The sequence below is a fragment of the Mesorhizobium sp. WSM4806 genome (assembly GCF_055811635.1).
This window is the reverse complement of the sequence record NZ_JBVVQZ010000001.1, coordinates 552,125-574,583: the sequence shown is the minus strand read 5'-3', so window position 1 is coordinate 574,583 and position 22,459 is coordinate 552,125. Positions and strand designations below refer to the sequence as shown.

The following is a 22,459-nucleotide window of genomic DNA, read 5'->3' as shown; positions in this document are numbered from 1 at the left end:
ATCGAGGTCACCGGAACGATCTTGTCGCGAAAGGAGTCCATCAGCGAAGCTCCCCTCCTCTCCCCAACGGGGAGAGGGTGGCCGGAGCGAAGCGGAGGCCGGGTGAGGGGGTAGAAATCTTTCCGTCGAGGCAAGCCAGGATCGTATCAAGGACCGCTCGGCGCTCGGCCAAAACTTCATGGTTCCAGAACCGGAGAACGGAATAACCATGCCCATTCAGCCAGGCCGTCCTGGCGGGGTCGGTTGGTGAATCAGCATGCTGGCTGCCATCGAGTTCGACAATCAGACCCTTCTCGCGACAAACGAAATCCGCGATGAAAGGTCCAAGCGGCACTTGCCTCACAAATTTGTAGCCGTTGAGATGACGTCCTCTCAGATCCCCCCGAAGTCGGTACTCAGCCTCGGTTTCGTCGACCCGCAGCTTTCGAGCGCGAGCGGTTGCCCCGGCATTTCTTTTGGTCGGATCTGTCGGCGCGGGGGGGGGCGCCCCCCCCCCCCCCGCCCCCCCCCCCCCCCCCCCCCCCCCCCCCGGGGGGGGGGGGGGGGCCCCCCCCGGGGGGGGGGGGGCCCCCGCGGCGCCGACCCCCACCCGGACCTGCGGTCCGACCTCCCCACAAGGGGGAGGTAGGGGCCTCGCGTTCTTCGCGGCAGCGCTGAGCTGGCTAAGAATACTCATTTTGCCACCTGCCTTGCACCCACGCCCGCCGCCGGCTCGACCGAGGAGATCTCGTGCGTCAGCGTGTTGCGGGTGATCTTCAGCCAGGCCCGGCAGCCGCCGCCATGGTACCAATGTTCGCTGGTCTCGCCGGCAATGTTGTCGCGTAAATAGACATAGTCGAAGACCTCGTCTTCCGAGGCGCCGGCAGCCGGCCGCAGCGGCTTGGCGTCGCCGAGACAGGTGAACTCGCCGAGTTCGCGTTCGCCGCAGAAGGGACAGACAATACGCATGCTTTTCGGACCGTCCTCAGTGCAGGTTCGGTTGGGCGCCGACGCCCTTTTCATCGATCATCGCGCCCCGCCGGAACCGGTCGAGGCGGAAGCGCGCCGCCTCCTTGTGCAGTTCGTCGCGGGCCAGAAGATGGGCAAAGACAAGGCCGGAGCCGGGCGTCGCCTTGAAGCCGCCATAGCACCAGCCGGCATTGAGATAGAGCCCGTCCACCGGCGTCTTGTCGATGATTGGCGAGCCGTCCATCGACATGTCCATGATGCCGCCCCATTGGCGCAACAGGCGCACGCGACCGATCATCGGCATCAGCGCCATGCCGCCCTCGCAGACGTCTTCCATCACAGGCATGTTGCCGCGCTGGGCATAGGAATTGTAGCCGTCTATATCGCCGCCGAAGACCAGCCCGCCCTTGTCCGACTGGCTGACATAGAAATGGCCGGCGCCGAAGGTCATGACATTGGGGATCAGCGGCTTGATCGCCTCGGAAACGAAGGCCTGCAGCACATGGCTCTCGATCGGCAGCCGCAGGCCAGCCAACGCCGCGACGCGCGACGAACTGCCGGCGACGGCCATGCCGACCTTGCCGGCGCCGATTGCGCCGCGCGATGTCTCGACGCCGGTCACCTTGCCGTTGGCGTCGCGCCCAAAGCCGGTCACCTCGCAGTTCTGGATGATGTCGACGCCGAGCGCGCTCGCCGCATGGGCGTAGCCCCAGACCACGGCGTCGTGGCGTGCCGTGCCGCCGCGCCGCTGCAGCAGGCCGCCTTGCACGGGAAAGCGGGCATTGTCGAAGTTCAGGAACGGCATCATCTTCTTGACCGCGGCAAGGTCGAGCAGTTCGGCATCGATGCCGTTGATGCGCATCGTGTTGCCGCGCCGCGCATAGGCGTCGCGCTGCGCATCGGAATGGTAAAGGTTGATGACGCCGCGCTGGCTGACCATCGTGTTGTAGTTGAGGTCCTGCTCCATCCGCTCCCAGAGCTTCATCGACAGCTCGTAGAAGCCGGTATTGCCGGGCAGCCCGTAATTGGAGCGGATGATGGTGGTGTTGCGGCCGGCATTGCCGGAGCCGATCCAGCCCTTTTCGAGCACGGCGACATTCCTGATGCCGTATTCGCTGGCGAGGAACCATGCCGTCGCCAGGCCGTGGCCGCCGCCGCCGATGATCACCACGTCGTAGCGGTCCTTCGGGCTGGCGTCGCGCCAGGTGCGCTGCCAATTCTTGTGACCGGAAAATGCCGCACGGGCGAGGGAGAAGATCGAGTATTTCATGACTCTATTCCGAGGTCGCTCGCGCCGCGCAGGACCATTCTTGACGCATCGGAATCGTCCGAAAACCGCTTCACACTTTTCGGTCCGATGCTCTAGATATCCAGCGTGTGGTCGCGCTCCCACTGGGTGAAGTGGGAAGCATAGGAATTCCATTCCTGATGCTTCAGCTTTAGATAAGCCGACGAGAATTCCTCACCCAGCGCCGCCTTGAGCGATTTGTCGTTGTCGAACTCGCGCAATGCATCGAGCAGGTTGAGCGGCAGCTTCGGCGCGCCCTCCACCGTATGCCCGAACTGGTACATGTCGATGTCGTAGCGCTTGCCGGGATCGGCCTTCGAGCGGATGCCGTCGAGGCCGGCGGCGATGATGACCGCCTGCAGCAGATAAGGGTTTGCCGCGCCGTCGGGCAGGCGCAGCTCGAAGCGTCCGGGGCCGGGCACGCGCACCATATGGGTGCGGTTGTTGCCGGTCCAGGTCACCGAGTTCGGCGCCCAGGTGGCGCCCGAAATGGTGCGCGGCGCATTGATGCGCTTGTAGGAATTGACGGTCGGGTTGGTGATCGCGGCAAGCGCCGAGGCATGCTTCATGATGCCGCCGAGAAAATTCCTGCCCTTCGCCGACAGGCCGAGCTCCATGGCGTTGTCGGCAAAGACATTGGTCTTGCCGTCCTTGTCCCACACCGAGATATGGGCGTGGCAGCCATTGCCGGTCAGGCCCGGGAATGGTTTTGGCATGAAGGTGGCGCGCAGGCCGTGCTTTTCCGCAACGGACCTCACCATGAACTTGAAGAAGGAATGCTTGTCGGCGGTCGCCAGCGCATCGTCGAAGGCCCAGTTCATCTCGAACTGGCCGTTGGCGTCCTCATGGTCGTTCTGGTAGGCGCCCCAGCCGAGCGCCAGCATGTGGTCGCAGATCTCGGCGATGACATCATAGCGCCGCATCACCGCCTGCTGGTCGTAGCAGGGCTTTGACGCCGTGTCGTATTCGTCGGAAATCGTGTTGCCGTCCGGCGAGATCAGGAAGAATTCGGCCTCGACGCCGGTCTTGACATGCATGCCGTCGCCCGCCGCCTCGTCAATCAGCCGCTTCAGCGTGTTGCGCGGCGCCTGGGCGACCGTTTTTTCGTCCATCATGCAATTGGCGGCAATCCAGGCGACTTCCGGCTTCCACGGCAGCTGGATGACCGAATCCGGATCCGGCACGGCCAGCATGTCTGGATGCGCCGGCGTCAGGTCGAGCCAGGTGGCAAAGCCGGCAAAGCCGGCGCCGTCCTTCTGCATGTCGGCGATGGCCTGCGCCGGCACCAGCTTGGCGCGCTGTCCACCGAACAGGTCGGTGTAGGAAATCATGAAATATTTGACGCCGTTCCCTTTGGCGAAGGCGGCGAGATCGTTCCCCATTATAGTTCCTCGCTTATTGGTATTTGGTAGTTTGGTATCAGAAGCCGTTCTTCCCCGGTATCCAGTTGGTGCCGGCCAGCGGCACGCCGGCCATGGCGGCGGCTTCGATCGTCAGCGCGACGAGATCCTCGGGCTCGAGATTGTGCAGGCTGTTCTTGCCGCAGGCGCGGGCGATCGTCTGCGCCTCCAGCGTCATCACCTTGAGATAATTGGCCAGCCGTCGCCCGGCCGCTATCGGATCGAGCCGTTTCATCAGCTCGGGGTCCTGCGTGGTGATGCCGGCCGGATCGCGGCCCTCGTGCCAGTCGTCATAGGCGCCGGCGGTGGTGCCGAGCTCGTTGTACTCCGCCTCCCAGCGCGGATCGTTGTCGCCGAGCGCGACAAGTGCGGCGGTGCCGATCGACACCGCGTCGACGCCGAGCGCCAGCGCCTTGGCGACATCGGCGCCGTTGCGGATGCCGCCGGAGATGATCAGCTGCACCTTGCGATGCATGCCGAGATCCTGCAGTGCCTGCACCGCCGGCCGGATGCAGGCAAGCGTCGGCTGGCCGACATTCTCGATGAACACTTCCTGGGTTGCGGCGGTGCCGCCCTGCATGCCGTCGATCACGACGACATCGGCGCCTGATTTCACCGCAAGGGCTGTATCGTAATAGGGCCGCGCGCCGCCGACCTTGACGTAGATCGGCTTTTCCCAGTCGGTGATTTCACGCAGTTCCAGGATCTTGATTTCGAGATCGTCGGGCCCGGTCCAGTCGGGATGGCGTGAGGCTGAGCGCTGGTCGATACCCTTGGGCAGCGTGCGCATTTCGGCGACACGGTCGGAGATCTTCTGGCCAAGCAGCATGCCGCCGCCACCGGGCTTGGCACCCTGGCCGACGACGATCTCGATCGCATCCGCCCGGCGCAAGTCGCGCGGGTTCATGCCGTAGCGCGACGGCAGGTACTGGTAGACCAGCGTCTTGGAATGGCCGCGCTCTTCCTCGGTCATGCCGCCGTCGCCGGTCGTCGTCGAGGTGCCGGACAGCGTCGCGCCGCGGCCGAGCGCTTCCTTGGCCGGGCCGGACAGCGAGCCAAAACTCATGCCGGCAATGGTGATCGGGATTTTCAGCTCGATCGGCTTTTTCGCATGGCGCGAGCCCAGCACGACACTGGTGTCGCAGCGCTCGCGATAGCCTTCAAGCGGATAGCGCGAGATCGAGGCGCCGAGCACAAGCAGGTCGTCGAAATGCGGCAGCCTGCGCTTGGCGCCGGCGCCGCGGATATCATAGATGCCGGTCGCAGCGGCGCGACGGATCTCGGAAAGCGTGTAGTCGTCGAAGGTCGCGGATTTGCGCGGCGTCGTCGGCGGGTTGCGATAGGTCATTGAGCCTCAATACGCCTCGGCGTTGTCAATGTTGAAATTGTAGAGGGTGCGCGCCGAGCCGTAACGCGTGAACTCCGCCGCCTTGACGCCGGTCACCCCGGCGCGGTCGAGCAGGTCCTGCAGCAATGCCAGATGCTCGGGCCGCATCTCCTTGGCGATGCAGTCGGCGCCGAGGCTGCCGACCTTGCCGCGCACGAACAGCCGCGCCTCGTAGATGGAATCGCCGAGCGCATCGCCGGCATCGCCCAGCACCACCAGATTGCCGGACTGCGCCATGAAGGCCGACATATGGCCGATATTGCCGTGGACGACGATGTCGATGCCCTTCATCGAGATGCCGCAGCGCGACGACGCGTTGCCCTCGATGACCAGCAGCCCGCCCCTGCCGGTGGCGCCGGCATATTGGCTGGCGTCGCCTTTGACCGTTATCGAGCCCGACATCATGTTTTCGCCGACGCCGGGTCCGGCCGAGCCATGCACCGTGATGGCGCTGCCGTCGTTCATGCCGCCGCAATAATAGCCGACGCTGCCGCGGACATCGACGGTAACCGGCTGGTCGACGCCGACCGCCACCGAATGGCTGCCTTTCGGATTGAGCACTTCCAAGGCGGTCTGGTTCGAACCGGGAGGCAAATCGTGAAGCGCCTGGTTGAGCTCGCGCAGCGGAATCTCGGCCAGGTCGAACACCCCTGATGCATGGCTCTGGTCGAGTGCCTTGGAGACGTTGATTGCCGGCATGAACTCAATGCTCCCAGAAATAGACGGTTGCAGGCTCGGGTTCCCAGACCCTCGCATTGTCGATGCCGGGCAGTTTGGTCAGCGCACGATACTCCGAGCCGAAGGCGACGTATTGGTCGGTCTCGGCCATGACGGCAGGCTTGCAGGCGATCGGATCGCGCACCACGCCGAAGCCGTTCTTGGTGCCGACGACGAAGGTGAAGAAGCCGTCGAGGTCGCTCAGCGTGCCTTCCAGCGCCTCGCCGAGATTCTTGCCATGCGCCATCTGCGAGGAGAGGTAGGCGGCCGCGACTTCGGTGTCGTTCTCGGTCTCGAATTTCATGCCTTCGCGGATCAGCTCGCGGCGGACATTGTTGTGATTGGAAAGCGAGCCATTATGCACCAGGCATTGGTCGGCGCCGGTCGAGAACGGATGCGCCCCCATCGTCGTCACCGCCGATTCCGTCGCCATGCGAGTATGGCCGATGCCGTGCGTGCCGGTCATGCTGCGCACGTCGAAGCGATCGACCACCGTTTCGGGCAAGCCGACTTCCTTGTAGATTTCGACGACCTCGCCGGCGCCCATGATGCGGATGTCGGGGCGCAGCGCCTGGATCGCCTCGCGCATTTCGTCGATCTTGGCAGGCGCGGTCCTGACCACTGCATGCGTCGATTTCACTGCGATGCTTACCGGCGCTCCGATCGCCTTGGCGAGTTCGGCGTCAAGGTTGCGGAAATCCTGCTCCGGTTTTGCCGACTGCATGGTGATCTTGGCCTCGTTGCCGGATGGCGTGCCATAGATGGCGATGCCGGCACTGTCGGGACCGCGATCGCTGAGCGAGATCAGCATCTCCGAAAGCATCGAGCCGAGCTGGGGCTCGAGCGACTTGTCCTTCAAAAACAATCCGACGATTCCGCACATGTCAGGCTCCCGCGGTAAGCTATGATTTCGGTGCTACCAGCTTCATAAATAGAATTCAACTCATATGAAAGTTTTTTTCATGCTGGACAAGTCGTCCGGCGCAAATGACGCGCCAGACGACCTTATTCCGGTCTAATGGCGATCGATCGCCTTTCTGGTCTCCTCGCCGCTGCGATCCACCGCCACATCGGCCTCGATCTCAGCGTTCTCCTGGCGCGTCTGGAGGACGTGCCACCCGATCCAGAAGGCGAGGCCGACGATCACCATCACCACTTCAGAACCCTGGAAAGGGTAGATCGCGCCGACGTCCTTGAGGTCCACGGCCCAGCTTTCCATTCCATTGGTCGACATTGCGGTTCTCCCTGTCGTTTGACTACCTGTCGGTTGACTATTTGATCATGGCCTTTTCGGCGGTTCCCAGTTCGCGGACCGACCCCTCGAACGCATGGTTGAGGGCAAAGTCGACGCCCTCGAGTTCGACCTTCTTCGGTACACGCAGGAGGTTCATGCTGTTGAGGATCTTGCAGACGACGAAGGTGGGGACGAAGCCGAGCACGAACATCAGCACCGCACCAGCGAAATTGCCGAGCGGGTTGATGTGCGCGAAGCCCTCATAGGGCGAGGACGGCTGTCCCCACAGCATGAAGCCCGCCACCACGACCCCGAGAAAGCCGCCATAACCGTGCACCGCAACGGCGCCGACCGCATCATCGATCTTGAAGCGGCGCTCGACGAAATAGTGCAGCTTGTAGCAGATGCTCGGGACGATCGCGCCGATCAGCATCGCCTGGATCGGGTGATAGAGGTCGTTGCCGGCAGACGCCGAGATGATGCCGCAAAGCCCCATAGAGAACGTCCAGAAAGGGTCGCCTTTCGAGACGATGTAGCCGGCCAGCATACCGCCCGACAGCGACATCAAGAAGTTGAAGGTGACCGCCGAGAGCGTGGTCGGCGCGAGATAGATATTGGTCGCCGTCCAGGTCTCGCCGGTGATCTGGCCGGCAATCGTGGCCGGGCTGATCAGCGGAATGTTGCACGCGGCATAGAAGCCCCAGAAGCCGGTGAAGATCAGGAACAGGCCGATCGTGACCAGCCAGACATTATGGGGCGGGATGTCGCGGGCCGTGCCGTCGGGCCTGAATTTGCCGATGCGCGGCCCAAGCACGATGAGAAAGGCGAGCGCCGCTCCGCCGGCGATTGCGTGCACGACGCCCGATGCATAGGCGTCGTGATAGCCCCACAATTTCACCATCCAGCCTTGCGGATGCCAGCCCCAGGACGCGTCGAGGATCCACAGGACCGAGCCGATCAGCACCGCGACGATCCAGAACGCGCCAGAGCGCGCGCGCTCTATGATCGAGCCCGAGATGATCGACGCCGTCGTGATGGAAAACAGCAGAAAGGCGCCCCAGAACACGCCGTTGAGGCGATGCCACAGCGCCGCGTCGGTAGGGGTGACCCCCGTCTCGCCCGGATTGACACCGGAGAGATGGGTGCCCATCAGCGGATTCCATGGTTCGGCAAATGGCGCCGTGACAAGTCCGCCGGCGATGCCCGGCCCGTTGGGGAAGCCGAAATAGATCCACCAGCCAAAAAAATAGAAGGTGATCGTGACGAGCGGAATCGCCATCGCGTTTTTCATCAGCGTTTTCAGATGATTGCGCCGACGCGACACGCCGACCTCGTACATGCAGAACCCGACATGGATCAGGAACATCATGACGATGGTCACCCAGTAATAGAACTCCGTGAAAATGGTCGTTAGAGCGTTGAGATTCCCTTCCATTGCATGTCCCCTCCGTTCAGTTGCGTTCCTTGCCTCTCAGTAAAACTTTTTGCATCTTAGTATTGCGCGCTTTTGGAGTTTTGAGTCAATATGGCCCGGACCGTCGCATGGCCTCAGTGCCCTTGAGCGGCGAACGCCGGCAATCTTGTGAGGAGAAGCAAGTCCATGACCGCATCCTGGAGATTTTCGACCTTGGCGGATCGCCATCGTACGCTCGGTTCGAAGCTCGAAGACTGGAGCGGGATGGGCACTGCCTGGACCTACGACAAGGACGCCGACGAGGAGTACATCGCCATCCGCACCAAGGCCGGGCTGATGGACGTGTCGGGCCTCAAGAAGGTCCACATCACCGGGCCGCATGCCTCGCACCTGATCGACCTCGCCACGACGCGCGACGTCGAGAAAATATATCCCGGCAAGTCGGCTTATGCCTGCATGCTCAACGAGGCCGGCAAGTTCACCGACGACTGCATTCTCTACCGCACCGGTCCGAATGCCTGGATGGTCGTGCATGGTTCGGGCACCGGCCATGAGGAATTGCAGCGCGCCGCCATGGGCCGCGATGTCTCGCTGCGCTTTGACGACAATCTGCACGACCTTTCGCTGCAGGGACCGATATCAGTCGACTACCTGGCCAAGCATGTGCCTGGCATACGCGACCTCGCCTATTTCCATCACATGCAGACCCGGCTGTTCGGTCTTCCGGTGATGATCTCACGCACCGGCTACACCGGCGAACGCGGCTACGAGATCTTCTGCCGTGGCCAGGATGCCGGCACGATCTGGGACACCATCCTCGACGAGGGCAAGAGCGCCGGCATCATCCCGTGCCGGTTCACCACGCTCGATATGCTGCGCGTCGAGAGCTACCTCCTGTTCTACCCCTACGACAATTCGCAGAAATATCCGTTCGAGAACGAAGGCCCCGGCGACACGCTGTGGGAACTCGGCCTCGATTTTACCGTCAGCCCCGGCAAGACAGGGTTTCGCGGCGCCGAGGAGCACTACCGCCTCAAGGGCAAGGAACGCTTCAAGATCTTCGGCGTGCTGCTCGAAGGCAAGGAGCCGGCCGACGAGGGCGCACCGGTCTATCGCGACGGCAAAAGGGTCGGCGTGGTGACCTGCGCCATGTATTCGCCGCTGGTCCAGAAATCGATGGGCATTGCCCGGCTCGATGTCGATTGTGCCGTCCAGGGCACCAGGCTCGAGATCCGCAACCAGAGCGGCGCCATCAGCGCAACGGCCGAGCCGCTTCCATTCGACGATCCGAAGAAGACCAAGCGCACGGCAAAAGGCTAAGGCATACTGGGAGGATGGCAGCGAAAAGCATCATCAGCCGGCCGGTCTACGGAACCCTGTCGCCGCAGCCCGGCAAGCACCATCTTTTCGTGGCCGATGCAGACGGCGCGCTGGCGATAACGGACTTGGCCCCCAAGGCGCCCGACGGTTTTTTTGCCGATGCCCATATTATTTTCATCCCCGGCAATGAGGGCCAGCATGTCGCCGCGCTCGAAGCGCTGAAGCCGGCGCAGTTCTACCAAGGACCTTCCTTCGCCAGCGCCCTGCCGCGGCTGAAGCAGACGCTGGCCAACGCGCATATGGGCCTGCGCCTCTATCTCGCCGGCACCGAGGGGCTGATCGGCCAGGCGATGCAGGCGGCGCTCGAAGCCGGCATCGACCACACCTCGATCCAGACCGAGCATCGCGGCTCGCTGGCGCGCCGCGTTCAATGCGTCCATTGCAAGGGCATCACCGAAAACGTGACGACGCAGCCGGCGACCTGTTCGCATTGTGGCCTGCTTCTTCTGGTACGCGATCACTATTCCAGGCGCCTCGCCGCATTCCAGGGCGTCTGCATCAATGCGGAAGACCGCAGCGAAATTCCTCCGGCGGAGGAGATCTTTCGATGAGCACCGGCACCACCAAGCTTGACGTCGTCGTGAGCGATGTCGTCCCGGTCAACGAACTTGTCACGCGCTTCCATTTCCGCCGGCGCGACGGGCAGCTTTTGCCGACATTCTCCGGCGGCGCCCATGTTGTGGTGGAGATGCGCGACGGCGAGCGGACCAGGCTCAATCCCTATTCGCTGATGGGCTCGCCGCTTGACACGCGCGAGTACACCATCTCGGTGCGCCGCGACGATGCTGGCCGCGGTGGCTCGCTGTTCATGCACAGGCATGTCAGGCCCGGCATGGAGATGGTGATCAGCTACCCCGTCAATCTGTTCTCGCTCGACCTGCGCGCCAGGAAGCACCTGATGCTGGCCGGCGGCATCGGCATCACGCCTTTCATGGCGCAGACCGCGCAGCTGGCAGCGGAAGGCGGCAATTTCGAGCTGCATTACACCTGCCGCACCGCCTCGCTCGGCACCTATGCCGATGTGCTTAGAGAACGCTACGACCGCCGCGTCAGGCTCTATCACGACGACCGCGACGAGCGGATCGAGCTCGACCGGCTGCTGTCGTCGCAGCCGCTTGGCACGCATCTCTACGTCTGCGGCCCGTCGGGCATGATCGGCTGGGTGCGTGACCGCGCCGCTGCCTTGGGCTGGCCGACGGAGACCGTGCATTTCGAGCATTTCGCCGCTCCGCAGCCCGGCGCGCCGTTCGACGTGACGCTGGCCCTGAGCGGCAAGTCGATCCGTGTCGGCGAGCAGCAGAGCCTGCTCGAAGCGATCGAGGCCGCCGGCGTCGATCCGCCCTATCTCTGCCGCGGCGGCGTCTGCGGCCAGTGCGAGACCAATGTCATCGCGCATGACGGCAACTTCATCCACATCGACCACTGGCTGAGCGAGGAAGAGCACCGTTGCGGCAAGAAGATCATGCCTTGCGTCTCGCGCTTCGAGGGCAGGTCGCTGGTTCTGGAAAGATAGGAGGCGAGCTTGGGCATCACCTTTCGTAACGAAACGTTCCGTAACGATTTCACCTTCAGGAACAGCCCGGAGCACATCAGGCGGTTCCCGTTCCCGTTCCACGAGGACAGCTACATGTATGCGGTCAACATCGAGCCGCACGTCGTCGGACCGAAGGGCAGCGCGCTCGAAAACCTGATCGACGTCGACGAGCACTATGTCGCCGAGATGCAGGACCGCGCGCTGGTGCTGGCGGAAGACCCGCTGCGCTGCCAGTCACTGCCGCACATGACGCTGGCCGGCTGGGACCTGCTCGAACTTCTGATGGAACAGCAGGCGCTGGGCTATCCCGAGCATTTCACGCTGACGCGCGACGGCGACAAATGGCGCTGGATCAACCGGCCGCTCGGCATCGACGACAGCTTCACCTTCGGCGATGTCTCGACGCTGCCCTACGGGCCGATGGAATACATCACGCGGCAAAGCCAGGGCGATTTCTGCATCCTCGACCAGCGCGACGGCAATCTGTGGATGGATGCCGGCATGGTCACCACCCAGGCCGACTGGTCGCTGGATTTCGACATCGGCATGAACTTCTTCGAATGGCACGCGCCGGTGCCGCTGGCGCATGAGAAGGGGATTTTCACCCGGGCGCTAAAATTCCTCACCAACATCCAGCAGGGCAAGCCGGCGCGGCGGCTGAACTGGACGATGACCATCAATCCGCGCCTCGACACCAGTCCGGAAAATTACCACAAATGGGGTCCGGACCGGGCGACGGTGACGCCCGAAAACGTCGGCGACAAGGTCCATCTGCGTGTCGAATTGCAGAGCTTCTGGCGGCTGCCGCGCTCGAACGGCATCGTCTTCCCGATCCGCTGTTATCTCATCAAAATGGACGAGCTGGTGACCCAGCCGAAATGGGCGCGGCGCCTGCACCGCGTCATCCGCGACCTTCCCGAAGAGCTCGCCAATTACAAAGGCCTGACACGCTACCGCGCGACGCTGGTCGAATGGCTGTCGAAGCTGGACGACGGCAGCCCGACATCGCCCGGCTTCGGGCCGGATTAAGGAGGCTTGCACCGGCGCTTCCGATCACCTGAGAAGATTTTTGACCCCGCACCGATGATTTCAGACCGCCTGCGCTGTCCTTATCAATGGGCGTGCCTGGATGGTCCAGCTGCCCGGATAGCAAGGTGGGTCCATGAGATTGTTACAAGGTCAGAATGTCGTCGTCGTTGGAGGAAGCCGTGGTGTCGGCCGCTCGATCGTAGAAGCCGCCCTCAGCGAGGGGGCGACGGTCCTCGCAGTCGCCCGCAGCGAACAGACCCTGGCGGAATTTGCCCGGGAGACTTCGGGCGTGAAGACGTTCGCGGTCGATGCAACTGTGGACATCGCTCCCGATCAGGTCTTCGCCGCGCTGGAACCGGACGTCCTGGTGATATGCGCAGGTGCTCTTGCCCCCTCCGCGCCCCTACATGAACAGAACTGGGAGGCGTTCTCCGCAAACTGGGAAACGGACGTCAAGGCGTCGTTTCTGTTTTGCAAGGCCGCGCTTCGGCGTCCGCTCAAACCGGGCGCCCGGGTTGTTCTGATCTCCAGCGGCGCGGCTCTGACCGGGGGGCCACCGAATTCCGGCGGCTATGCCGGCGCAAAACGCATGCAGATGTTCCTGGCCGGTCATAGCCAGAAGGAATCGGATCGGCGCGGCCTCGACCTGCGCTTCATGGCGCTTGCGCCTATGCGCATCATGCCAGGGACCGGCGTGGGCGACGCCGGCATCGAGAGCATTTCGGCCTATAGGGGCGTCCGGCCCATGGAGTTCATCGCGGGCATCCTCGACATGCAGACGCCGGCCGACGTCGGACGGGCGGTGGTGGCACTCGCCACCCAACAATCGCAAGGATGTTCCTTCGCAGTGAGCGCGAGCGGACTTGCGCCGGCCGCCTGAGACGCGCGTAATGCAAACTCAAAATTGCCGGATCCGCATGACAGACTCGCAGGCACCTCTCAAGCCGGTACGTGAGCCGGGCCAGCCGATCCTCGATCGGCTGGCCTTCGAACAGTTCACGGCTGCCCATCGCCGGGAGCTCAAGCTCCATTGCTATCGCATGATGGGCTCGCTGCACGAGGCGGACGACCTTGTCCAGGACACGCTTCTGCGCGCCTGGCGCGCAAGATCGGAGTTCGATGGGCGGGGTTCGGTTCGCGGTTGGCTCTACACGATCGCGACCAACTCTTGCCTCAACGCGCTCAAGGCCAGGTCGAGGGCGAATCGCATTCTCCAGCAGCCCGAACGGCCGGCTTCCCACGGGATGGCCACAGGCGGCCCTGCAGCCGAGGTCACCTGGTTGGAGCCTTACCCGGACGCAGAGCTACCGGGCCGCGCTGATGGTGAGCCGGGTCCGGAAGCGCGCTACGAGACCCGCGAAGCCGTCCAACTCGCTTTCGTCGCCGCGATCCAGGATCTGCCGCCCAGGCAGCGCGCCGCTCTACTGCTTTCCGACGTGCTGGGCTGGTCGGCTGTCGAAACGGCGGGATTGCTGGGCGGGTCGACGGTTTCGATCAACAGCGCATTGCAGCGGGCCCGCATAACCCTTGCGGCGCGATATCCCCAAGGACGTCCCATCCATCGATCGAAGCCCAACCCCGACGAAGGCCTGCTGCTCGAACGTTACATGCGAGCCTGGGAGGCCGCCAATCTCGACAGCCTGATCGAACTCCTGCGGGAGGACGCCACCTATCGCATGCCGCCCTGGCAGGAATGGTATCGTGGACGCGCGGCGATCCGCAGTTTCCTCGAGACCATCTGGGGCAATTTTTCGGGCTTCCGCACCGTAGCCATTGGAGCCAATGCCCAGCCGGCAGTCGGGGTCTATTCCCGCAGCCAGAATGACCCTGCCTGGCGAGCCCATTCGCTGCATGTGATCGAGCCCGCCGAGGGCGGTATCGCGGCTCTGACGATCTATGTGCCACCGCTCGGCCCCAGTTTGTTTGCGGCCTTCGGCCTGCCGCCATCCTAAAGCGCGTCGCATTTGACCGGCCCCATGCGACGCGCTTTAGGTTGTTGTTTCATGCATGTCGATATCGCAAAACCGCTGCACACTTTTGCGCGACATGCATTAGAGCAATTCCAGGAAAAGCGTGAAACGGTTTTCCCGGAAAAGCGCATAGCGCTTTCCCTAGGGAATTGCGCATAAACAAAGAGATAGAGCGGTTCGGCGTTTCCGTGAAACGATGAACCGCTCTAGTCTGGACCTGTAACATTCCATCCGGCCGCTTCGCGGCCACGGGCTCAATGAGGGGACTTCGCTTGCGTCCGAACCCTCTCACCCTGCGCTGCCCTGCGGATAACAGATGATCGAGAGATAGCGCATCGGCAGGACTGTCAGCACCTCCGGCCCGTGCGGCGCGTCGGCGTCGAAGAACAGGCTGTCGCCGGGCTTCATCGGGTAGAGGTTGCTGCCGTGCCGGTAGGTGACCTCGCCTTCGAGCATGTAGAGGAACTCCATGCCTTCGTGCTGAAAAGTCGGAAACACATCGGAATCCTCGGTCAGCGTGATGAGATAGGGTTCGACGACGACGCCACTGGTGTTGGAGCCGATATGGCCGAGCAGATTGTACTGGTGGCCGGCGCGCGTGCCGCGGCGCTCGACGTCGAGGCCTTCGCCGGCCCTGACGAAGACGGCGCTGCGCTCTTCCTCGAAGCGGCGGAAGAAGGCGGTGACCGGAACGCCGAGCGCCCGCGACAGCGCCTGCAAGGTGGTCAGCGACGGCGAGGTGATGCCGTTTTCGATCTTCGACAGCATGCCAAGCGAAATGTCGGTGGCAGCGGCAAGATCGGCAACAGTGATGCCGAGTTTTTTGCGAAACGCCCGCACCTCGCGGCCGATCGCGACCTCGAGCACCTTTTCGCGGGTGTCGCGAACGGCGTGCGGGTCCTGGCTTAGTGGCGTCCGGATCGTTGCCACGCCCTTCGGCGATGGCTTGGCCTTGGAAGGGGCTGCCCCATTCCTGGAATTGAAAGCTTTTTTCGCCATGTCGCCACCCCGGGTTCTGCGGATTTATTTCACTCGGGGTGAACATATTCGGTGCGGGTACCTGAGCGCAACTGCGAAGGCACTTTGTCGAACAGCGTGCTCTCCGATTTTTCCGCCGTCAGCGGTTTTGCCCAGAATCCGATCTGGTGCACGTGGTTTCAGCAGAAGGCCTGTTGACAGCATCGAAGGGGCAATTACTGTCCTGTCAGTGAAATTTGTTTCGTTAGGGAAATGAGACCGGGAGGCTCGCAATGAAAAGTCGTGTTGCCGTCATCGGAGCCGGACCGTCCGGCATGGCCCAGCTTCGAGCCTTCAAGTCGGCAGCCGACAACGGCCGCGGATATTCCGGAAATCGTCTGCTTCGAAAAGCAGTCCGACTGGGGCGGCCTGTGGAACTACACCTGGCGCACCGGCCTCGACGAGCATGGCGACCCGGTGCACGGCTCGATGTACCGGTACCTCTGGTCGAACGGGCCGAAGGAATGCCTCGAATTCGCCGACTACACCTTCGAGGAGCACTTTGGCCGGCCGATCGGCTCCTACCCGCCGCGCGCCGTGCTGTGGGACTACATCAAGGGTCGCGTCGAAAAATCCGACGTGCGCCAATGGGTGCGCTTCAACAGCCCGGTGCGCATGGTGACCTTCTCCGACGCGACGAAAAAGTTCACCGTCACCGCGCATGACCGCAGCAACGACGTCACCTATTCGGAGGAGTTCGACAACGTCGTCGTCGCCTCGGGGCATTTCTCCGTGCCCAACGTCCCCTATTTCGAGGGTTTTTCGAGCTTCAATGGCCGCATCCTGCACAGCCATGATTTCCGCGACGCCATGGAATTCAGGGATAAGGACATCCTGATCATCGGCCGCTCCTATTCGGCCGAGGACATCGGCTCGCAATGCTACAAATACGGCGCCAAATCGATCACCTCCAGCTACCGCTCGAAGCCGATGGGCTTCAAATGGCCTGACAACTGGAAGGAAGTGCCGCTGCTGCAGAAGGTCGTCGGCAAAACCGCGCAGTTCAAGGACGGCAGCACCAGGGATGTCGACGCCATCATCCTGTGCACCGGCTATCTCCACTCGTTCCCATTCCTGACCGAAGATCTGAAGCTCAAGACCGCCAACCGCATGTGGCCGGACGGGCTCTATGAGGGCGTCGTCTGGGAGAGGAACCCGCAGCTGTTCTATATCGGCATGCAGGACCAGTTCTACACGTTCAACATGTTCGACGCGCAGGCCTGGTTCGCGCGCGACGTCATCATGGGCCGCATAAAACTGCCTTCGGCCGAGGCGATGGCCGAACACGGCAGGAACTGGCGGGCGCGTGAGGAAACGCTGGAAGACGCCGAGCAGATGATCTGGTTCCAGGGCGACTACACCAGGGAGTTGATGGAGCAGACCGATTATCCGGGCTTCGACGTCGAGGCCGTCAATCAGACCTTCATGGAATGGGAGCACCACAAGGCGCAAGACATCATGGGTTTCCGCGACCACGCCTACCGCTCGCTGATGACCGGCACGATGGCGCCGCTGCACCATACGCCCTGGCTGCAGGCGATGGACGATTCAATGGAATCCTATCTCGAGGTGAAAGGCGTCGCGGCGGAGTAGCGGCTTCTTCACCACACAGCTTTGCGCGACATGCGTCAGTTGCTGCGCGCCTCGCGCATCTCTTTCGTCGCTTCAATGATCCGGCCGAGCAGGGCATGGAGATCGTCGCGGTGGCCGCTGCGGCCGGCGGGGCCGTTTTCGTCCGAAGTCATGACCACGGTCAACGCGCGCCCGGGCACAACATAGACCATCTGCCCGCCATACCCCCACCCGTAGAAGACCGCTTCGCCCGCGATCTGGCGGATGAACCAACCATAGCCGTAACCGTCACCGGTGAAACGCGAGGCGGTGCGTGGCTGCCAGGAGAGCTTGATCCAATCGGCCGGCACGAGTTGCCGTCCGCCGCGGCTCATCCCGCCGCTGCGGTAGAGCTCGCCAAAGGCCAGCAGCGAGCGCGGGCTCATGGCCATCTGGTTGCCGCCGAGATAGATGCCCTGTGGGTCGCGGTCCCAGGCGGTGATGGAAAAGCCCTGCTGCGGCCCGAGCCATTCGCGCGCCAGTTCCAGGGTCGAGCGGCCGGTCCGCCGCGTCAGGATCGCCGAAAGGAGATGGGTCGAGCCGGTGGAATATAGCATGGTGCCGCCCGGATCGTCGTCGAAGGGCATGGCGAGCGCTGCCCGCACCCAGTTGTCGCTTGCCACCCAGCGCCCGTAGTTTGGGCCGGAGGTCCGTCCGAGCCCTGCCTGCATGGAAAGCAGATGACCGATCGTCACCTGCTGGAGCCGCGGATCGGCGTTCGCCGGCAGGTCGGCCTGAAGAAGCGGAGCGATCTTCTGGTCAGTGCCTTTGAGCACGCGCTTGTCGATGGCGATGCCGACAAGCGCCGAGATGATCGACTTGGAGGCGGATTTTATGTTGGCAGGACGTGCCGGAGAGTGGCCGCGATAGCCGCGCTCCGCCACGACCGCGCCCTCATGCGCGATGGCAACCGTGCGCAGCGGCGTCAGGCGCTCGGCCTCGTCAAGCAGCTTTCCAAGCCGCTGCTCCAGGCCGTCGGCAGCGTGAGCAGCGACGGAAAGGATGAGGAGAAAGGCGAGAATCACGGTGGGACGCTTCAGCATGAAGCCAGCTTGGGATGCATTTTGGGCAAGACGAAGGTGGGGCGGCGGGCAAAGACGCCTGCCTAGATGGGGTATCGATGGATGTTTTCGAAGACTTCGTGCTCGCGTCGGTGCGAGATTAGACAAACATTACCTCAAAATTTAGTCCGGTCATGGAGAGCGCACCAATTGCCGCGCCGCTTCGTGAAAGAGGCCCATTTCCGCCAGTCTGATTGGTTTAAGGGCGCTTGGGCTGACGACGCGATCTACGCGGTGTTATCCAATTGCCAGCCGTAGTTGCCGATCTTCGTTGAATGAGAGAATGCCGTCATGGCCCCTTCATTTGCTTATCGAGGAAGGCAAACGTGTCCTTCGCCGACTGTTCGGTCACCTCTGCGCTGTATTGATACACGATCTCCTGGCCATAGACGCCGCGTATGCGCTCCCCCGCGCTGCCCAATTCCCGATGATCCCAAACATGTGTCGCATGGTAGACGATGTGTTCGACCGGATCCCCCTGCGCCTTCCGTTCTTCGAGCAGCGTCTTGCAGCCGTTCATCGGCGGTCCGCCCTGCGTGTCCTGGTCGCCTATTTCAACCAGCAAAGGTATGACGATCTTTTCCGGAATGAAGTGCATGTCGACGGGATGCGGCATTCCCGGCATCAGCAAGTTCGCGAAAAGACAAACCGGGTAAACCGAGACGATAGCGCGAAATGGCTCGGTTCCATCCGGTCGCGACCGCCTCGATCCCGCGGCGGCGAGTCCTGTCATCGCGCCTTGCGAAAAACCCATCAGAGCGACGCGAGCGGGATCGACGAAATGCTGCCGACGGAGGTGGTTGGCAGCATCAAACGCATCCTTCAGGAGCCGAGAAGCAGGGATGGCCAAGGGCCGGACACAGTTGTCGTCGACTCCGCGCGGAGCCAGCGGATCAATGACGAGCGCCGCGTACCCGTGCTCGACGGCACGCCGCGCCCAATCGAACGTGTTCGAAGTGTAGAGATGTCCATAGCAGGTGGGCATGATGACGAGCGCCGGAAAAGGGCCCTCGCCAACAGGCTTGAACATCATGCTTTCGCGTCCGGCCGCAAGGTCCCGCGTCTGATCCGGAAGCGTCAAATCCGCGCTGTTAAAAGGCACGGCAAACTCATCGAACTGATCATCAGATCCAGCAGCAGTTGTCGCCAGCACAACCGCGATTGCGGTAGCAGCTAAGGATGGAAAAGACATCGTTCAGCCTTTCTAACTCTGGAACGATTACGCCGACGCTTGCGAGCCTTTCGTTTCTTTGGCAGTCCGGCTTTGGCAAGGTCGGCGAGTTCGCCTTCGAGAATCGCTGGAGAACGAGCCCTCTCGCCTCTATCTCCGGCTATCCCAGCTTTGCCCGTGCCTTGGCCGTCCAGGCGTTGAACAGCCGGTCGGCGACGATGCCGATGAAGGCGATGGCGAGGCCCGCGACGATGCCGCGGCCGGAATCGGCCTTGGACAGCGCGATGAACACCTCCTGGCCGAGATCGCGCGTGCCGACCATGGCGCAGATGATGATCATCGCCAGCGCCATCAGGATGGTCTGGTTGACGCCGAGCATGATCTCAGGCAGCGCCAGCGGCAGTTGCACGCGCAGGAACGTCTGGCGCTTGGTGCAGCCCGACACCTTTGCCGCCTCGATCAGTGCCGGTGGCACCTGCCTGAGGCCGTGATTGGTGTAGCGGATGGCCGGCACCACGGCGAAGGCGACGGTCGCGATCATCGCCGTCACGTCGCCGACTCTGAATAGCATCACCACCGGAATGATGAAGCAGAACGACGGCAGCACCTGCAGCGTGTCGATAACAGGGGTGACGATCTTCTCGACACGGTCGCTGCGCGATGCCATCAGCCCGATCGGAATTCCGATCAGGCAGGCGATGAAGGCCGAGATGCCGCAGAGGTAGACCGTCGCCATGGTCTTTTCCCAGAGGCCGGTCACCGCGCAGAAGACGGTCAGCGCCGCGACCAGGGCAGCGAGGCGCAGGCCGCCGAGCTGGTAGCCGGCAAGGCCGAGCAGGAACACCGCGCCCAGCCACGGAAAACCCTCGCAGAAGGCGCGCACCGGGTTCAGCACATTGAGGATCAGCGCCACGCGGAAGGCTTCGATCGTGTCGAAGAAGTTGATCGTGATCCAGCTCACCGCTGTCTTCCACATCGGCGCGGTGGTGAAGGTGATCGCCTTCGGCACCGCGGCGAAGGCCGGCACGAACAGACCAAGCAGTGTCGTGACGGCAAGGATGGCGACGGCCAGCGTCAGATTGGGGTAGCGCCGCCAGAAGCTCGGGCTGACCTCCTGATAGACATGGCCCTTCGCGTGATTGCGCGCGATCGCCTGGCTCAGCCGGTCGAGCGCGATTGCCAGCGCCACTATGGCAAGGCCGGCTTCCATCGCCTCGCCGACCTTCAGCGCCCTGAGCGCCAACAGCACGTCGTAGCCGAGGCCGCCGGCGCCGATCATCGAAGCGATGATCACCATATTGAGCGCCAGCATGATGACCTGGTTGACGCCGACCATCAATGTCGGACGCGCCGAAGGCAGCAGCACGCGCCACAGTTTCTGGCGCGCCGTGCAGCCGGCCATCTCGCTGAAATCGTCGATTTCGGACGGCACCCGCGACAGCCCCAGCATCGTCGCGCGCACCATCGGCGGCGTCGCAAAAATGGCCGTCGCGATCATCGCCGAAACCGGACTGTTGCCGAACAGAAGAAGCATCGGGATCAGATAGGCGAAGGTCGGGATGGTCTGCATCAGGTCGAGGGCAGGGGAGATCAGCAGCCTCTCCGCCCATGGCTTGCGCCACGCCCAGATGCCGACGAACAATCCGCTGACGATGCAGAACGGCACGGCGATGGAGATCAGCCCGAGCGTCAGCATTGCGCTGGTCCACTGGCCGAACAGCGCGATGTAGAGGAAACAGCCGCCGACCAGCGCGGCGAGCTTCCAGCCGCCGGCGGCACGTCCGGCCAGGAATGCGGCGATGCAGACACCGACCCAGGACAGACGCGGCAGGACGAGCATGTCGGCGCCATGGCCGATCTTGAAATTCTTGGCGAGCAGACCGAGCGCAAAATCGAGCGGCACACCGAGCGCCGCGGTGATCGAGCGCGTCAGCCAGGAAAAGTTCGACTTTATCAGGCTCATCAGCGCGCTGACCCAGTCGGCGACCGGAACGACTGCGCTGGCCGGATAATTGACCGCCCAGGGCAGTCTGTCCTGCAGCAGGAACACGGCAAGCACGGCTGCAAGGGCGCAGGCCCAGACCACCAGCCAGAGCTGAACCGGCCGCGATCTCGCTTCGCTGGCGCTTGCCGTCACTGTCATGCGTTGGCCCCGGAACGCTCGATGCCGGCCAGAAGATCGATCACCGCTTGCGGCGTGACTTCGCCGATCGGCTTGCCGGTGCCGTTGACGACGGCGAACGGCTTGCCGGCCGAGACGATATCAGCCGAAAAACTCGATATCTTGGCATCCGGCGCGACCACGCCGCCATGCTCGGCGCCGGCGCAGGCGCGCATCAGGCTTCGCGCCGAGATCACCTTGGCGCGGTCGACGTCGCGGGTGAACTCGGCGACATAGTCGGTCGCCGGGTTGACCACCAGCTGTTCCGGGGTGCCGATCTGGATGACCTCGCCGTCCTTCATGATGGCGATGCGGTCGGCCAGCCGGATGGCTTCGTCGAAATCATGGGTGATGAAGACGATGGTCTTGTGCAGCATGGTCTGCAGCCGCATCAATTCGTCTTGCATCTCGCGGCGGATCAGCGGATCGAGCGCCGAAAACGGCTCGTCGAGAAACCAGATTTCCGGCTTGGTGGCGAGGCTGCGGGCGATGCCGACACGCTGCTGCTGGCCGCCGGAAAGCTCACGCGGATAGAAATGCTCGCGGCCGCGCAGGCCGACAAGCTCGATCACTTCGCGCGCGCGCTTCTCGCGCGTCGGCCGGTCCTGCCCTTGTATGCCCAGTGGAAAGGCGATGTTCTCCAGCACATTCAGATGCGGCAGCAGGGCGAAATTCTGGAACACCATGCCCATGCGGTGGCGCCGCAGCTCGATCAGAGCGGCATCGGAGATTTTGAGGAGATCCTTGCCCTCGAACTCGACCTTGCCATGCGTCGGCTCGACCAGCCGCGACATGCAGCGCACCAGCGTCGACTTGCCCGACCCCGAAAGCCCCATGATGATGAAGATCTCGCCCTGGAGGATTTCGAGGTCGACGGCGCGCACCGCGCCGACCAGCCCGGCCGCGGCGACCTCCGTCATGCTGGCCTTGCCGTCGCGCTGGCGGATGAAATTGGCCGCGTTCGCGCCGAACAGCTTCCAGACGTTGCGGCAGGCGAGCTTTATCGGGCGGGCATCCATTGGCGTGCCTGCCGCTTGCAGCACCTGTTCAGTCGTATCGGCCATGCCGTCGTCCTTCTGGAATATGGGATAGAGACCCGGCCATGAATGACCGGATCTCGCAGTTTCCAGTTGGAGC

The 22,459-nt window shown here is 63.0% G+C and carries 20 protein-coding genes and 1 pseudogene; 7 read left to right on the top strand and 14 right to left on the bottom strand.

Annotated features, from left to right (window positions below; translation table 11 throughout):
- Window positions 1–40 precede the first annotated feature (40 nt).
- The 9 genes from AC0L2M_RS02635 to AC0L2M_RS02595 form a co-directional block, all read right to left on the bottom strand.
- A complete protein-coding gene (locus AC0L2M_RS02635) occupies window positions 41–676 on the bottom strand; it encodes an endonuclease domain-containing protein (protein ID WP_473533939.1) in 636 nt (211 codons plus the stop codon).
- A complete protein-coding gene (locus AC0L2M_RS02630) occupies window positions 673–948 on the bottom strand; it encodes a sarcosine oxidase subunit delta (protein WP_128167769.1) in 276 nt (91 codons plus the stop codon). The genes AC0L2M_RS02635 and AC0L2M_RS02630 overlap by 4 nt, the downstream gene beginning before the upstream one ends.
- 16 nt (window positions 949–964) lie before the next feature.
- Window positions 965–2,218 carry a sarcosine oxidase subunit beta family protein gene (locus AC0L2M_RS02625; RefSeq protein ID WP_128167768.1) on the bottom strand — a complete coding sequence of 418 codons (1,254 nt, stop codon included), beginning with the start codon at window positions 2,216–2,218 and terminating at the stop codon, window positions 965–967.
- A 92-nt stretch (window positions 2,219–2,310) separates the two neighbouring features.
- On the bottom strand, window positions 2,311–3,618 hold the full coding sequence (gene glnT, locus AC0L2M_RS02620) for a type III glutamate--ammonia ligase (protein ID WP_128167767.1): 1,308 nt from the start codon (window positions 3,616–3,618) through the stop codon (window positions 2,311–2,313).
- A 37-nt stretch (window positions 3,619–3,655) separates the two neighbouring features.
- Window positions 3,656–4,984 carry an FMN-binding glutamate synthase family protein gene (locus AC0L2M_RS02615; RefSeq protein WP_128171957.1) on the bottom strand — a complete coding sequence of 443 codons (1,329 nt, stop codon included), beginning with the start codon at window positions 4,982–4,984 and terminating at the stop codon, window positions 3,656–3,658.
- Window positions 4,985–4,990: 6 nt separating this feature from the next.
- Entirely contained in the window at window positions 4,991–5,722 is a 732-nt protein-coding gene (locus AC0L2M_RS02610; protein ID WP_287226137.1) for a GltB/FmdC/FwdC-like GXGXG domain-containing protein, read from the bottom strand.
- Between the two features lie 4 nt (window positions 5,723–5,726).
- Window positions 5,727–6,623, bottom strand: coding sequence for a class II glutamine amidotransferase (locus tag AC0L2M_RS02605; protein WP_287226135.1), 897 nt, complete (start codon window positions 6,621–6,623; stop codon window positions 5,727–5,729).
- Window positions 6,624–6,755: 132 nt separating this feature from the next.
- Window positions 6,756–6,974: a hypothetical protein gene (locus tag AC0L2M_RS02600; protein ID WP_473533938.1), complete on the bottom strand. Its 219-nt coding sequence runs from the start codon at window positions 6,972–6,974 to the stop codon at window positions 6,756–6,758.
- Window positions 6,975–7,011: 37 nt separating this feature from the next.
- Window positions 7,012–8,409 (bottom strand): ammonium transporter, encoded by a 1,398-nt coding sequence (locus AC0L2M_RS02595; RefSeq protein WP_287226131.1) that lies wholly within the window; start codon window positions 8,407–8,409, stop codon window positions 7,012–7,014.
- 165 nt (window positions 8,410–8,574) lie between these two features.
- On the opposite strand from AC0L2M_RS02595, the gene AC0L2M_RS02590 reads away from it, so the two are divergent.
- From AC0L2M_RS02590 to AC0L2M_RS02565, 6 genes are all read left to right on the top strand, one after another.
- Window positions 8,575–9,708, top strand: a complete 1,134-nt coding sequence (locus AC0L2M_RS02590) for an aminomethyl transferase family protein (protein WP_287226129.1) — start codon at window positions 8,575–8,577, stop codon at window positions 9,706–9,708.
- Window positions 9,709–9,722: 14 nt separating this feature from the next.
- Entirely contained in the window at window positions 9,723–10,319 is a 597-nt protein-coding gene (locus tag AC0L2M_RS02585) for a dimethylamine monooxygenase subunit DmmA family protein (RefSeq protein WP_287226126.1), read from the top strand.
- Window positions 10,316–11,281, top strand: a complete 966-nt coding sequence (locus AC0L2M_RS02580; protein WP_287226124.1) for a PDR/VanB family oxidoreductase — start codon at window positions 10,316–10,318, stop codon at window positions 11,279–11,281. Before AC0L2M_RS02585 ends, AC0L2M_RS02580 begins: the two co-directional genes overlap by 4 nt.
- Window positions 11,282–11,290: 9 nt before the next feature.
- Window positions 11,291–12,331 (top strand): heme-dependent oxidative N-demethylase family protein, encoded by a 1,041-nt coding sequence (locus tag AC0L2M_RS02575; RefSeq protein ID WP_287226122.1) that lies wholly within the window; start codon window positions 11,291–11,293, stop codon window positions 12,329–12,331.
- Window positions 12,332–12,464: 133 nt separating this feature from the next.
- Entirely contained in the window at window positions 12,465–13,211 is a 747-nt protein-coding gene (locus AC0L2M_RS02570) for an SDR family oxidoreductase (RefSeq protein WP_128167759.1), read from the top strand.
- A gap of 37 nt (window positions 13,212–13,248) precedes the next feature.
- On the top strand, window positions 13,249–14,283 hold the full coding sequence (locus tag AC0L2M_RS02565) for an RNA polymerase subunit sigma-70 (RefSeq protein WP_287226120.1): 1,035 nt from the start codon (window positions 13,249–13,251) through the stop codon (window positions 14,281–14,283).
- Between the two features lie 306 nt (window positions 14,284–14,589).
- On the opposite strand, the gene AC0L2M_RS02560 is transcribed toward AC0L2M_RS02565, so the two are convergent.
- The gene (locus AC0L2M_RS02560; protein WP_473533937.1) at window positions 14,590–15,300 is read right to left on the bottom strand and encodes a helix-turn-helix domain-containing protein; all 711 of its coding nucleotides are present in this window, start codon (window positions 15,298–15,300) and stop codon (window positions 14,590–14,592) included.
- A gap of 251 nt (window positions 15,301–15,551) precedes the next feature.
- Here AC0L2M_RS02560 and AC0L2M_RS02555 point away from each other — a divergent pair.
- Window positions 15,552–16,911 (top strand): annotated as a pseudogene (locus AC0L2M_RS02555) (NAD(P)-binding domain-containing protein).
- Between the two features lie 35 nt (window positions 16,912–16,946).
- On the opposite strand, the gene AC0L2M_RS02550 reads toward AC0L2M_RS02555, so the two are convergent.
- From AC0L2M_RS02550 to AC0L2M_RS02535, 4 genes are all read right to left on the bottom strand, one after another.
- Window positions 16,947–17,972: a serine hydrolase domain-containing protein gene (locus tag AC0L2M_RS02550; RefSeq protein WP_287226112.1), complete on the bottom strand. Its 1,026-nt coding sequence runs from the start codon at window positions 17,970–17,972 to the stop codon at window positions 16,947–16,949.
- Window positions 17,973–18,279: 307 nt separating this feature from the next.
- Entirely contained in the window at window positions 18,280–19,182 is a 903-nt protein-coding gene (locus AC0L2M_RS02545) for a dienelactone hydrolase family protein (RefSeq protein ID WP_473533936.1), read from the bottom strand.
- 139 nt (window positions 19,183–19,321) lie between these two features.
- Complete coding sequence (locus AC0L2M_RS02540; protein ID WP_287226108.1) at window positions 19,322–21,304, bottom strand: ABC transporter permease; 1,983 nt, start codon at window positions 21,302–21,304, stop codon at window positions 19,322–19,324.
- Window positions 21,301–22,386: a quaternary amine ABC transporter ATP-binding protein gene (locus AC0L2M_RS02535; protein ID WP_473533935.1), complete on the bottom strand. Its 1,086-nt coding sequence runs from the start codon at window positions 22,384–22,386 to the stop codon at window positions 21,301–21,303. Before AC0L2M_RS02535 ends, AC0L2M_RS02540 begins: the two co-directional genes overlap by 4 nt.
- Window positions 22,387–22,459: the final 73 nt, after the last annotated feature.